This window comes from Nonomuraea gerenzanensis (assembly GCF_020215645.1).
Taxonomy (GTDB): Bacteria; Actinomycetota; Actinomycetes; order Streptosporangiales; family Streptosporangiaceae; genus Nonomuraea; species Nonomuraea gerenzanensis.
Genome location: NZ_CP084058.1, coordinates 4139690 through 4150885 on the forward strand (window position 1 = coordinate 4139690; position 11196 = coordinate 4150885).

Sequence of the window (11196 nt, forward strand, 5' to 3'; positions counted from 1 at the left end):
CCGGTGGACGTCAAGGCGCTGCTGCACGCCCATCCCGAGTGGCTCGCCCACCTGGAGTCCCTCGACGGCCCCGACCTCGTCCTGCCCGCCGACCCCACCGCGGAGCTGCTGCGCCTGACGGTCCCGCACGAGGACCTCGGCGCGGTCCTCGCCGCCCGGCCCGAGCCGGGCGGGCAGCGGTGGTGGCTGACCGAGCGGTGCGTGCGCTCGCTGGTGTCCGCGATGGGCGCCCTGGACGGCCCGCCGTTCTTCCAGCCGCTGCCCGAGCTGGGGCCGTACTTCTACGTGTACGTCTTCCTCGGCGCGCTGCCGCACACCCTGGCCTACCACCGGGAGCTGGGCATCGCACCGGAGGTGTCCTGGGCGACCCTCACCGACGTGGGGCGCTCCATGGCCGTGCACCGCAAGCGCTACGGCCAAGCCGGGGTGCACGCACCGTACTGGCTGATGCTGCACGCCACGGGCGTCCTCTACGCGCTGGGGCGGCTGCAGTTCAACCGCGACACGCTGAGCCCGAGCGTCGGCGCGGCCGTCCTGGCGTCGGGGCTGCCGTCGGGGCCGGGGGCGCCGTCGCTGGGGGTGCACGTCCCCGACTTCCTCGGGCCGCTGTCACCGGCGGCCTGCGACGCGTCGTTCGCGCTGGCCCGCGAGTTCTTCCCGCGGCACTTCCCCGGCGAGCCGGTGCGGGTGATGACGTGCGGGTCGTGGCTGCTGGACGACCAGTTGCGCGCGTACCTGCCGGCCGGTGGCAACATCCTGGCCTTCCAGCGGCGCTTCCGCCTGCTGGAGCGCTTCGACGAGGGCGACGTGCTGGGCTTCGTCCATGGCGAGCACGCCGCGGACCCGGCCGCCCTGCCCCGGCGCACGCGGCTGGAGCGGGCCATCGCCGACCACCTGGCCGCCGGCGGCACCTGGTACGGCCGCGTCGGCTGGCTCCCCTTCTGATTCGGCCGGTCAGCTGGAAATCTGACCGGTCGGCCAACTGGATGTCCGCATGTGCTAGGTTTTGGCCATGCGGTCAGAAAATGAGCCAGCCGGCCAGAAAGGGCGCTCGTTCATCGAGGAGGCCAGGCGGGCGCAGATCATGGCGTCCACCGTCGAGGTCATCGCCGAGGTCGGGTTCGCCCAGGCGTCGCTGGCCCGGATCGCCCAGCACGCGGGCATCAGCAAGGGCGTCATCTCCTATCACTTCGCCGGCAAGGACGAGCTGATGGAGCAGGTGGTGGAGCACACCTACAAGGCCATCGCCGAGCACGTCATGGCCAAGATGGAGGGCCTGACGAGCGCGACCGAGCTGCTCAGGACGCACATCACGGCGGTCGCCGAGCACATGCGCGGCCACCGCAGCCAGATCAGGGCCCTCGGCGAGATCTTCGGCAACCTCAGGACCGCCGACGGCAAGCCCCGCTACGGGATGCACACCAACGAGGAGCTCTACCAGGGGATGGAGTACGTCTACCGGCTGGGCCAGTCGACCGGGGAGTTCCGCCGGTTCGACCCGCGCGTCATGGCCGTCACCCAGCAGGCGGCCGTCGACCACATGTTCGCCTACTGGATCACCCATCCGGACCACGACCTCGAAGCACACGCCACCGAACTCGCCGACCTGATGGAAAGGGCGTGCCGCGCATGAAGACACAGACCAGATCCAGGCTCTACGCGATCGACAACCTGCGGATCTTACTGACCGCGCTGGTCGTGGCCCACCATGCCGCGATCACCTACGGCAACATCCCCCTGTGGTACTACGTCGAGCCCGCCAAGGACCCCTCCGGCATCGCGCTCGACATGCTGGTCGTCACGGACCAGGCGTTCTTCATGGGATTCTTCTTCCTGCTGTCCGGCCTGTTCACCCCGGGCTCCTACGACCGCAAGGGCGCCCGCGTGTTCGTGCGCGACCGGCTCGTCCGGCTCGGCATCCCGCTGCTGGTCTACCTCCTGCTGCTGCGGCCGCTGGCAGGCATCGGCGGCGTGCTCGGCCGCGGTGACATGCCCTTCTGGGAGTACTACCTGCGCTCCTGGGACCCGGGGCCCATGTGGTTCGTCGAGGTGCTGATCGTGCTGGCGCTGGCGTACGCGGGCTGGCGGGCCCTGCGACCGCCGCTCGACCAGCGTCCCACCGTGCTGAGCGGGCGGGCGATCGCGCTCTTCGTCGTGGGGCTGGCGGCGGCCACGTTCCTGTGGCGGCTGGTGGTGCCGACCACCAGCTACTGGCCGATCGTCGGGCTGCCGACGCCGTACTTCCTGCCGCAGTACGTGGCCATGTTCGTGGTCGGCTGCGTGGCCTTCAGGCGCGGCTGGTTCGAGTCGCTGCCCGCGCGGGCGGCAGCGCGCGGTTTCATCGTGGCGGGCGTGGCCACCCCGGTGCTGCTGGTGCCGGCCCTCCTCACCACGGGGACGCTGTCGGTGGCGCTGATGGCCGCCTGGGAGTCCGCGTTCGCGGTCGGCATGATCATCGGCTTCACCGTGTGGTTCAGGGAGCGGCACGCCACGCAGGGGCCGCGCGGCCGGTTCCTGGCCGAGCACGCCTTCACCGTCTACATCATCCACCCGCTCGTGCTGGTGGGGCTGGGCTGGGCGCTGAGCTGGCTGGAGACCATCGCGATCGTGAAGTTCGCGGTCATGCTGCTGCTCGCGCTGCCGCTGTGCTGGTGGGTGGCCTACCTGGTGCGGTCGCTGCCGGGGGCCAAGCGGGTGCTCTGAACGAGCATGTCCGGCAGTGGGGAGGGCCGGCCGTCGCGGACGCACACGTACGTGACCGTGCCGACCGCCACCAGCTCCTCCCCGCGCCGCATCGTGAACGTCATCGTGATCGAGGTGGAGCCGATCCTGGCCGGCACGCTCTCCACCGCCAGCACGTCGCCGAGCCGGGCGGGCGCGTGGTGCTCGCAGCCGCTGACCTTGACCACCAGGTCGGCGCCCTGCTCCCGGAGCCGCTCGTAGCCGCCCCTGGCGCCGAGCCAGTCGAGGAAGGCGTCCTCGAAGTGCTCGTAGTAGCGGATCGCGTGCATCATGGACTGCGCGTCGCAGTGCCGCGGGCGTATCGGTAAGTGGGAGATCACGTCAGAAACCCTACGCGAGGCGCCGATCGCCCGGCCCCGGTCAGTCGTAGAAGGAGTCGAGGGTCGGGCCGTGCCGCTCCTCGACCGCCTTGCGCTTGATCTTGAGGCTGGGCGTCAGCTCGCCCGTCTCCACCGAGAAGTCCTCCGCCAGGATCGCGAACTTCTTGACCGTGGCGTAGCTGGCCTCACCGGCGTTCACCTGCTTGATCGCCTGCTCGACCTCGGCGCGCATGCGGGGGTGCTCCCGCAGTTCCTCGGCGTCCTCGGGCAGCGACTCGGCCCGCGCCCACGGCTTGACCACGTCCATGTCCAGGGTGACCAGCGCCGTGACGTAGTTGCGCCGGTCGCCGTGCACGAACACGTGCGAGACGAACGGGCAGGCCGCCTTGATCCGGCCCTCCAGGTACGTGGGCGCGACGTACTTGCCGCCCGAGGTCTTGATCAGCTCCTTCTTGCGGTCGGTGATGCGCAGCCGACCGGCCTCGTCCAGCTCGCCGATGTCGCCCGTGTGCAGCCAGCCGTCCTCCAGCGCCTCGGCCGTCTCCTCGGGCAGGCCGTGGTAGCCGCGCATGATGCCGCGCCCGCCGATGAGGATCTCGCCGTCGTCGGCGATGCGCACCTCGGTGCCCGGCAGCGGCCGGCCGACCGTGCCGAACCGCACCGACTCCGGCCGGTTGAGGAAGCTGCCGGCCGACGACTCCGTCAGCCCGTACCCTTCGAGGATCGTCAGGCCGGCCGCGTCGAAGAACTCGGCGACCTCCTGGTTGAGCGGGGCCGCGCCGGAGATGAAGAAGCGGATCCGGCCGCCGAACCGCTCGCGCAGCTTGGCGAAGACCAGCCGGTCGGCCACGGCGTACTCGGCGCGGGTGGTCGCCGGGATCGCGGCGCCGCGCTGCCTGGCCCTGACGACCCGCTGGCCGGTCCTGCGGGCCCAGCCGAAGATGCGCAGCTTGAGGCCGCCCTCGCGCTGCATGTTCGCCACGACCGTGTTGTGGATCTTCTCGAAGATGCGCGGCGCGGCGGCCATGACGGTCGGCTTGACCACGCCGAGGTTGTCGGCGATCTTGTCCAGGCGGCCGTCGATCGCGGTCGGCACGCCGATGTCGATCATGACCACCTCCAGCAGCTTGCCGAAGGAGTGCGACAGCGGCAGCCACAGGAAGTGCAGGTCGTCGGGGGAGATCAGATCGATCTCGCGCACCGCGCCGGCCGCGTAGAGCCAGTTGTCGTGGGTCAGCTCCACGCCCTTGGGGCGGCCGGTGGTGCCGGAGGTGTAGATCAGGGTCGCCAGGTCGTCCTGGGCGATGGCGTCCACCATCGCGTCGTAGTCGCCGTCGCCGCCGCTCAGCGAGTCGAGGGTGATCACCCAGCCGTCGTCGGCGGCCGAGCCGTCGATGACGATCACGTGTGTGACGTCGGGGATCTCCTTCTGCACGGACCTGAGCTTGGCCACCTGCTCGTCGTTCTCGGCGATGACGAGCGTGCTGCCCGAGTCGGTGATGACGAAGGCGGACTCGGCGGCCGTGTTCGACGGGTAGATCGTGGTCGTGGCCGCCCCTGTCGCCAGCACCGCCAGGTCGCAGATGATCCATTCGAGGCGGGTGGAGCAGAGGATCGACACGCGGGTGCCCGGCTGGGCGCCCAGGCCCGACAGTGCCAGGGCCAGGCCGCGTACCCGCTCGCCTACCTCCCGCCATGACAACGAGGTCCACTCGCCGTCCGAAGGCACACGGTAGGCCTCGGCGTCGGGGGTCGCCGCGATCCGGTCGCGCAACAGGGAGGGAATGCTGGACATGCCTGACCTCCTGGGGGGTGTAGGCCCGACTCTAGGACGAGCGCACCGTCTCAGTCGATGGTCATCTTCGATCGCGCGCCCGGCGTGGCGATGCCGACCAGCCGCGCGGTGCGTACCTCCCACGCGCCGCACCCGCACCTCAGGTACGACACCACCCCCTCGGACGTGCGGTGGGAGGAGACGACGGTCATGGCGAAGGGGTCGTGCAGATCTCTGGAGTGCATGATTCCAACCTGCTGTAATGGCTTTATGCATTTCAACGCTTACGGCGGCAACGGGGCGGCCCTCGCGGCGGCGCTGGTCAACGCCACCGATTTCAGCCCCGAGGCGGTCGAGGCGATGCTGATCGAGCACCGCATGGTGCGCACCGCCGTGACCGCCGGGCAGGCCGCGGAGCTGCGGGCGTGGGCGGCCAGGCTGGCGCCGGTGTTCGGCGAGCGGGACCAGGCGACGCAGATCAAGCTGGTCAACGAACTGCTCGACGGGACCACGGCCAAGCCGTACGTCAGCGCCCACGACGGCCGCGAGCCGCACCTGCACTTCTTCTCCGTGGACGCCGACATCGTGGCCAGGGCGCGCGACACCACCTCGGGCGGGCTGGCGATGGCGCTGTCGTTCGCCGGGGGCGACCGGCTGGGGCGGTGCGACAGGGACGGGTGCGAGATCGTCTACGTGGACACCTCGCGCAACGGGCGGCGCCGGTTCTGCTCGCCGGGCTGCGCGAACCGGGTGAACGTGGCGGCGCACCGCGCCCGGAACCTTGCCAGCTGATCCGGTCGTCGCATATGCTGCCGGACGTCTTATCGCCGACCCATGGGGGCAGCTGACGTGAGGATCTGAGGTCGCGGGCACCGCGCCGACCGGCCCTGTCATGGGCATGCGCGCATCACCTGGACCTCGAGGACATCCTCGCCCCTTGTCGCGGACTCCGACTCCGAGTTCCCGGGTGTCGCGCGTGTATGCGGTGTTTCCCGCCAAGTCACGAAATTTCGATTTCTGTGATGGGAGCCGCCTTATGTCTTTTTCCATTGTCGTCGATCACGTCTCCTTCGCCTGGCCCGACGGGACCACCGTGCTCGACCGGCTCGACGCCGCCTTCCCCGCCGGACGTACCGGGCTCATCGGGATCAACGGGTCGGGCAAGTCCACCCTGCTCAAGGTCGTCGCGCGGGAGCTGGCGCCGCGCTCCGGCTCGGTGTCGGTGTCCGGCGTGGTCGGCTACCTGCCGCAGAACGTACCGCTCGGCGCCGGGCGTACCGTGTCGGACCTGCTGGAGATCAGCCGGACGCGGGCCGCGCTGCACGCCATCGAACGCGGCGACGTGGCCGAGGAGCACTTCACGGCCGTCGGCGACGACTGGGACGTCGAGGAGCGCGCCCTGGCCGAGCTGGACCGGCTCGGCCTCGGCCACCTCGGCCTCGACCGCACCGTAGGCACGCTGTCCGGCGGCGAGACCGTCATGGTCGCGCTGGCCGCGCAGCTCCTGAAGCGGCCCGACGTGCTGCTGCTCGACGAGCCCACCAACAACCTCGACCTGGACGCGCGCCACCGGCTCTACGCCGCCGTCGCCGCCTGGCAGGGGGTGCTGCTGGTCGTCAGCCACGACCGGGCGCTGCTGGAGCTGGTGGACCAGATCGCCGAGCTGCGTGACGGGGCCGTGCGCATGTACGGGGGCAACCTCAGCGCGTACGAGGAGCAGGTCGCCGCCGAGCAGGAGGCGGCCGAGCGGTCGGTGCGCACCGCCCAGGGCGAGGTGCGGCGGCAGCAGCGTGAGCTGGTCGAGGCCAGGATCAGGATCGACAGGGGGTTGCGTACGGGGAGGAAGGCGTTCGAGAACAAGAAGGTGCCGAAGATCGTCGCCAACACGCTCAAGGGCAAGGCCCAGGTGTCGGCGGGCAAGCAGCGGTCCCTGCACCTGGAGAAACTGGAGGAGGCCCGCGAGCGGCTCACCGAGGCCGAGCAGGGCGTGCGGGACGACGCGGAGATCCGCATCCACCTGCCGGGCACCGAGGTGCCCGCGGGCCGCACGGTCCTCACGCTCCCGCTGGAACGGCCACGCCGGACGGACGCGGAGCCGTCGCGCGGGGCGCAGGGGGAGCCACCGCACCCGTCGGACGGTGAGCTGCCGCACCGGTCGGATGGTGAGTCGCCGCACCGGTCGGACGGTGAGCCGTCGGGGGTGGTGCTGGAGGCGCTGGTCGTGCGCGGGCCGGAGCGCATCGCGCTGCTCGGGCCCAACGGCTCGGGCAAGACCACCCTGCTCAGGCGCATCGTCGCGCACGGCGCCCAGGTGCCGCTCCGCTACCTGCCGCAGCGGCTCGACCTGCTGGACGACCGGCTGAGCGTGGTGGACAACGTGCGCGCCGTGGCCCCGTCCGCCTCGGTGAACGACGTGCGCGCGGGACTGGCCCGCTTCCTGTTCCGCGGCGAGCGGGCCAACCAGGCGGCCGGCACGCTCTCGGGCGGGGAGCGCTTCCGCGCGACGCTCGCCGCGCTGCTGTCGGCCGAGCCGCCGCCGCAGCTCCTCCTGCTCGACGAGCCGACCAACAATCTCGACCTGGCCAGCGTCCGCCAGCTCGCCCAGGCGCTGGCGGCCTACCGGGGCGCGCTCATCGTGGCCAGCCACGACCTGCCGTTCCTGGAGACGCTGGGGATCACCCGCTGGCTGCGGCAGGATCGGGAGGAGGGACTGACCGAATCGTAATTGACGGTAGGGGATCAACCGGACAATAGTGTGGCAGGTGGCTACACCCCGGTTGATCTCCAGCGTTCTCGCACTGGCGACACTCACCACCCTCGGCGCGTGCTCGTCCGGCGCGCTGTCGCCGACCGGTGGCGAGCCCAAGGTGACGGGCGTCGCGGGCGGCAACGGCGCCGTTCCCCAGGCGGGGACCGGCGAAGGCACCGACGGCGGCCAGACCCCGGCCGCGCTCACTCCGGAGGCGTACAAGAGCGAGCTCGAAAGCCGGCACAAGGCGATGGCCGACGCGATCACCGCCCTGGCGGGCGCGCGCGGCGTCAAGGCGCTGGACCAGCGGGTCGGGCGGGCCGAGGAGGAGCTGAGCGGCGCCGCCGAAGCGCTGTCCGCGCTCACGCCGCCCGAGGCCGTGCGCGCCCAGCACGAGACGTACGTGACCAGCCTGCGCGACGTCGCCACCGAGCTGGGCGCCACGTCCGGCAAGGTCGGCGCGCGGGACCTGTGCACCTCCTCCGCCGTGCTCACCGACCTCGGCGACAAGCTGACCGCCCTCGACCAGGCCGGCAAGGCGCTGCAGAGCGCCGGCGACTACCCGGCCGACGTCGTGTCGGTGAAGGCGGGGGAGCGGCAGACCAGGCGGCTGCGCAACGGCGCGTTCATCCGCAAGAGCACGCTGAACGGGCGCAGCTCGCTGGAGATCGACAACGGCTCCAGCTCCGACGCGGTGATCACCGTGATCAAGGGGAGCAGCAAGGTGTTCAGCGTGTACGTGCGCAAGAAGTCGAAGTTCAAGGTCAGAGGCGTGCGGGACGGCAGCTACAAGATCTACTTCACGCACGGCGCCGACTGGGACGGCAAGAACAAGGCGTTCACCCGTGACTGCAGCTTCGAGCGGTTCGAGAAGAACGTGAAGTTCAAGACCACGTTCACCGCGACGCAGATCCTCTGGCACGACTGGCGGATCACGCTGCACTCCATCGCGGGCGGCAACGTGCGCACCTCGCCCGTGGACCCGGACGACTTCCCGGGCTGAGCGGGACCCCTCAGCGGAGAAGGCCGCGCACCTCGCCGGTGCGCGGCCTTCGTCAGGTCAGGTCGAGAACAGCATGCCCACCCAGCTGCGCTGCCGGTGGTGGCCGTAGTGGCCGCCGCCGTGGTGCGGGGCACCCCAGGCGGGGCCGGGGGCGGCGGGGGGCGGGGGAGCCGCGTGGTACTGCGACTCCATCCGGGTCAGCGTCTCCAGCTCACCGTAGTCGAGGAAGATCCCACGGCAGTTGTCGCACTGTTCGATGTGGACGCCGTTGCGCTCATAGGTCCGCATGTTCCCGCGGCACTTGGGGCACTGCATCTAAGTCGCTCTCCTTGACTTCGAGGTCTCAGGGTGAAACCTACCGCGCGCAACCCCCGTCATGCTCGGACGATTCTGTTGCACGACTCGATTAACGAGTGCTCGACCTCGTCGAGTTCCCGGCCCTCTCCCTCGGCGTTGACCACGGCCACGGCGGCCAGTTGCACCGTCAGCGCGCGGGCGGGCACGTCCAGCCGCGCCCACGGGTCGTCGCCCCGGCCGAGCGCGGGCCCGCCGGAGCCCAGGTACGCCCCCAGGAACCGCTCCCACACGGCCGGTTCGAGCAGCCCCGCCGCGTACCAGGCGGCCGGTCTGGCCAGGTCCCAGGCCGGGTCGCCGACGCCGAGGTCGTCGACGTCGATGAGCAGCCACCGGTCGCGGTGCACGAGCTGCCCCAGATGCCAATCGCCGTGCGTGAGCAGGCCGGGCAGTGGCGGCGGCTCGGGCAGCTCCTTGAACGCCCGCCTGACCAGCTGCTCCACCGGCCCGTCGCCGGTCATCCTGTGCACCGCCCGAGCCGCCCTGGCCGGCCCGCCCGCGGGCGGCAACGCGGGCAGCAGCGTGAGGGGGACGGCGTGCAGCCTGGCCAGCAGCCTGGCCCCCTCCTCCCACGGCGCGGAGCCGGGGTCGTCGTGCGAGACCGGCCGGCCCGCCGGCCACACCGTCACCGCGCGCCCGCCCGCCGACAGCACCTCCCGCTCCAGCGGGGCCAGCATCACGCCGCTCACCGCGGCCGACGCGGCGGCCCGCAACCTCGGTCGCAGCTCCGCCGCCTCGTCACGTGCCGAATGAGCCTTGACGACGACCTCGCCCATCCGTAACACCACGACGTCCGTACGCGTCGGATGTAAGACCGGCTCGCCCGTGCCGCCGTACGCCGCGGCGATGATCGCCAGCTCCGCTTCAAGACCCACTCGTACAGGGTATGGGGCGAACTGGGCATCCGGTCTTCCGCCGGGATGCCGGGTGACCGCCGGGCACGCCCCTCAGGTGAGGGGCCCGGATCCGCGTCGTACAGACTGGGTGCCATGAGAGTCGGTTTCGCCGTACCCGTGTCAGGGCCCTGGGCCACTCCCGAGAACCTGCGCCGCATCGCCGTCCGGGCCGAGGAGCTGGGCTACCACGAGCTGTGGACGTTCCAGCGGCTGCTGTACCCGGTCGGGCACCCCATGGGCGCCACCTACCGCGCCGTGCACGACCCGCTGATCACGCTGGCCCACGTGTCGGCCGTGACCAGCCGCATCCGGCTGGGCGTCGCCGTGATCAACGCGTACGTGCAGCCCGTACCGCTGGCCAAGCAGCTCGCCACGCTGCAGACGCTCTCGGGCGGCAGGGTGAGCGCCGGGATCGGGCTGGGGTGGCTGCCCGAGGAGTTCGAGGCGACCGGCGTCGACATGGCGCGGCGCGGGCGCAGGGGCGAGGAGTTCGTGGAGGTGCTGCGCAAGGCGTGGACCGACGACGTGGTGGAGCACGACGGCGAGTTCTACCGCGTGCCGCCCGCGCACATCGACCCCAAGCCGCTGCCGGGGCCGCCGCAGCTGCTGCTCGGCGGCACGGCCGAGGTCGCGCTGCGCCGCGCCGCCCGGCTGGCCGACGGCTGGGTCAGCTCCAGCAGGGAGGACCTGGCCTCCATCGCCGCCCGGATCGGGCTGATCAAGGACGAGCTGGCCGCCGCCGGGCGGGACGCGAGCACGTTCAGGCTCGTCTGCCGCGGCTCCACGCAGGTGCGGGCGCACGACGAGGAGCGCCCGCTGACCGGCACGTACGACAAGATCAGGCGGGACGTCCAGGCGCTGGCGGACCGGGGCGTCACGGAGGTCTTCCACGACCTGAACTTCGACCGCGAGATACCGCAGTCGGACGCCAAGGAGGCGATGCGCCGGGCCGAGGAGGCGCTGGAGGCGCTGGCGCCCTAGCCGCCGCCGTACGGCACCGTGATGATCTCCAGGTTGTGCCCGTTGGGGTCGGACCAGTAGAGGCCGCGCCCGCCGTCGTTGGTGTTGATCTGCCCCTCCCGCTGGTGGTGGGGATCGGCCCAGTACGTCAGCCCGCGCTCCTTGATCCGGCCCCAGATCTGGTCGAACTCATCCTCACTGACCAGGAACGCGTAGTGCTGCGACGGCAGCTCGTCGCCGGCCTGCACGACGTCGATCGACACGTCGTTGCCCAGCGTGACGACGCGGAACGGGCCGTACTCCGGCGCCGGCTCCAGGCCGAGGAGCTCGACGAGGAAGGCGGCGGTCGCGTCCCTGTCTCTGGCGGGCATGATGGTGTGGTTGAGATGGACGGACAT

13 protein-coding genes are annotated in these 11196 nt (G+C 71.2%); 7 read left to right on the forward strand and 6 right to left on the reverse strand.

Features of this window, described 5'->3' with window-relative positions; genetic code table 11:
- The first annotated feature begins 3 nt into the window (after positions 1 to 3).
- The 3 genes from LCN96_RS19765 to LCN96_RS19775 all read left to right on the forward strand — a co-directional run bounded on the left by LCN96_RS19765 (position 4) and on the right by LCN96_RS19775 (position 2703).
- Positions 4 to 945 (forward strand): acyltransferase domain-containing protein, encoded by a 942-nt coding sequence (locus tag LCN96_RS19765; RefSeq protein ID WP_225274324.1) that lies wholly within the window; start codon positions 4 to 6, stop codon positions 943 to 945.
- 67 nt (positions 946 to 1012) lie between these two features.
- Positions 1013 to 1633, forward strand: coding sequence for a TetR/AcrR family transcriptional regulator (locus LCN96_RS19770; RefSeq protein WP_225274325.1), 621 nt, complete (start codon positions 1013 to 1015; stop codon positions 1631 to 1633).
- On the forward strand, positions 1630 to 2703 hold the full coding sequence (locus LCN96_RS19775) for an acyltransferase family protein (protein ID WP_225274326.1): 1074 nt from the start codon (positions 1630 to 1632) through the stop codon (positions 2701 to 2703). Before LCN96_RS19770 ends, LCN96_RS19775 begins: the two co-directional genes overlap by 4 nt.
- On the opposite strand, the gene LCN96_RS19780 is transcribed toward LCN96_RS19775, so the two are convergent.
- From LCN96_RS19780 to LCN96_RS19790, 3 genes are read right to left on the reverse strand one after another with little or no spacing between them, the layout of a single operon-like run.
- Positions 2661 to 3062, reverse strand: a complete 402-nt coding sequence (locus tag LCN96_RS19780; protein ID WP_225274327.1) for an acyl-CoA thioesterase — start codon at positions 3060 to 3062, stop codon at positions 2661 to 2663. The two genes, LCN96_RS19775 and LCN96_RS19780, sit on opposite strands and share 43 nt — an antisense overlap.
- Before the next feature lie 40 nt (positions 3063 to 3102).
- Positions 3103 to 4857 (reverse strand): AMP-dependent synthetase/ligase, encoded by a 1755-nt coding sequence (locus LCN96_RS19785; protein WP_225274328.1) that lies wholly within the window; start codon positions 4855 to 4857, stop codon positions 3103 to 3105.
- Positions 4858 to 4907: 50 nt separating this feature from the next.
- Positions 4908 to 5081: a hypothetical protein gene (locus LCN96_RS19790; protein WP_225274329.1), complete on the reverse strand. Its 174-nt coding sequence runs from the start codon at positions 5079 to 5081 to the stop codon at positions 4908 to 4910.
- A 25-nt stretch (positions 5082 to 5106) separates the two neighbouring features.
- Between LCN96_RS19790 and LCN96_RS19795 the strand changes: the two genes are divergently transcribed.
- The 3 genes from LCN96_RS19795 (at position 5107) to LCN96_RS19805 (ending at position 8588) form a co-directional block, all read left to right on the forward strand.
- On the forward strand, positions 5107 to 5628 hold the full coding sequence (locus LCN96_RS19795; protein WP_225274330.1) for a CGNR zinc finger domain-containing protein: 522 nt from the start codon (positions 5107 to 5109) through the stop codon (positions 5626 to 5628).
- A 244-nt stretch (positions 5629 to 5872) separates the two neighbouring features.
- Entirely contained in the window at positions 5873 to 7561 is a 1689-nt protein-coding gene (locus tag LCN96_RS19800) for an ABC-F family ATP-binding cassette domain-containing protein (protein WP_225274331.1), read from the forward strand.
- Positions 7562 to 7598: 37 nt separating this feature from the next.
- The gene (locus LCN96_RS19805) at positions 7599 to 8588 is read left to right on the forward strand and encodes a hypothetical protein (protein WP_225274332.1); all 990 of its coding nucleotides are present in this window, start codon (positions 7599 to 7601) and stop codon (positions 8586 to 8588) included.
- A gap of 57 nt (positions 8589 to 8645) precedes the next feature.
- On the opposite strand, the gene LCN96_RS19810 is transcribed toward LCN96_RS19805, so the two are convergent.
- Positions 8646 to 8903, reverse strand: a complete 258-nt coding sequence (locus LCN96_RS19810) for a TFIIB-type zinc ribbon-containing protein (RefSeq protein ID WP_225274333.1) — start codon at positions 8901 to 8903, stop codon at positions 8646 to 8648.
- A 59-nt stretch (positions 8904 to 8962) separates the two neighbouring features.
- Complete coding sequence (locus LCN96_RS19815) at positions 8963 to 9817, reverse strand: phosphotransferase (protein ID WP_225274334.1); 855 nt, start codon at positions 9815 to 9817, stop codon at positions 8963 to 8965.
- A gap of 114 nt (positions 9818 to 9931) precedes the next feature.
- Here LCN96_RS19815 and LCN96_RS19820 point away from each other — a divergent pair, with 114 nt between their 5' ends.
- Entirely contained in the window at positions 9932 to 10819 is an 888-nt protein-coding gene (locus LCN96_RS19820; protein ID WP_225274335.1) for a TIGR03619 family F420-dependent LLM class oxidoreductase, read from the forward strand.
- On the opposite strand, the gene LCN96_RS19825 is transcribed toward LCN96_RS19820, so the two are convergent.
- Positions 10816 to 11196: a VOC family protein gene (locus LCN96_RS19825; RefSeq protein ID WP_225274336.1), complete on the reverse strand. Its 381-nt coding sequence runs from the start codon at positions 11194 to 11196 to the stop codon at positions 10816 to 10818. The genes LCN96_RS19820 and LCN96_RS19825 overlap by 4 nt on opposite strands.